General features: G+C 43.7%; 1 protein-coding gene. It reads left to right on the top strand.

Features of this window, described 5'->3' with window-relative positions:
* Positions 1-172 precede the first annotated feature (172 nt).
* A partial coding sequence (locus Q1A70_RS19875) for a type IV secretion system DNA-binding domain-containing protein (protein WP_299697620.1) occupies positions 173-1,530 on the top strand: 1,358 nt, incomplete at its 3' end.

The raw sequence follows: 1,530 nt of genomic DNA on the forward strand, positions 1-1,530 counted from the left end.
CATGAGCTTTATCTCTGGGCTTGTCATCCCAACCCTTTATTTTGATAAGCCCGAAAAGCAAGATAAAGGGTCGTTATTGCGACGCGTATTTATCTGCATCTCTCTATTCTTTTTCTTTTTTGGCACATTAGCCAACCTCACAATTCCAGCACTCATTGGAAAGCTGAGTACCATGAACGTGGCTCAATTCAGCTACCCATTCATGATGTACTTTTCGTTACCGCTGTTTTTTTTAGGCATAGTGATCCACGTATTTTTACGTCGCACTATTACACCGATGCTCAACAAAGCGAGCAAAGACTTAACACAAAAAACCGACATTGTAAGAGATACACGTACAGACGTTCGCACCGTCAAAGCACTCTTGCCTGACACCGTCATGTACAACCCAAACGATCATATTAATTTGAGTAAAGGTGTTTTTGTAGGATTGGATTGTGATCACCAACCGCAATACATACCGCTCAAAGAATTACAAAAACAACATGCCGATATCATAGGGACAACAGGGGCAGGCAAGGGAGTTGCAACGGGATTAATTTTGTCGCAACTCATCGAAGCGGGTGAAGGTGTGTTTGTACTTGATCCGAAAGATGATGAATTTGCACCGCACTTAATGAAGCAAGCTTGCAAAAAAGCGGGCAAGCCTTTTTACCTTATTGACCTCAATAAGAAAGCCCCTCAACTCGACTTACTAGCAGGCGCAACACCGGAGCAAATCGAAGAGTTGCTTGTCGCGGGGTTCAGCTTGGCTGAAAAAGGAGACATAGCCGATTTCTACCGTATCGACGATAGAAAAGCAGCCAGAGTTGCACCCGAAAATGCGACAGAAGAAGAGCGCCAATCTTTTAAGGGATTACTTGATAGCACTTATGTACAAGGCATCAAAGACACCATCAAGGCCTTTTATGGGAAGCTTGAAGAGCTTGCGTTAGTGGACTCTATTAATGCGGTGGGTGGGATGAACTTAAAGGATGTATTTGATGAAGGCGGCTGCTGTTACATCATCGGCTCATTACGGAACTCAAAAATATTAATGACGCAAAAGATGATCTTAATTCGCCTCTTCCAACTGGCTGAAATGCGCGATCGCGTGAAAGAAACCCCAAGACCCATTGCTATCTTCTTAGATGAATTGAAATACCATATTTCAAAACCTGCAATGGAAGGGTTAGGGGCTGCGCGAGATAAAGGCATCCACATGTTTTTAGCGCATCAATCAATTGCAGATTTACGAGATTGCCCCGCAGATCTTAACGGTGATTCAGTTGTTGGGGCTGTAGTTGAAAACACCAAATTTAAATTAGTGTACCGACTTCAAGATCCCGACACAGCAAAATGGGTGGCTGAGATGTCCGGCATCATTTTAGTAGATGATGAAACGCGCTACGTTGAGACCGACAAGTCACTCACTGAAATAGTGGACAACAAACGTAACATTCGCATGGCAGAGCGCCAGTATGTAGACACCAACATGTTGCTCAACTTACCCTCTTTTGTCAGCTTTATCTTTACGACTAATGACGTACC

The sequence above is a fragment of the uncultured Vibrio sp. genome (assembly GCF_947488985.1).
In the GTDB taxonomy this organism is placed as follows: domain Bacteria; phylum Pseudomonadota; class Gammaproteobacteria; order Enterobacterales; family Vibrionaceae; genus Vibrio.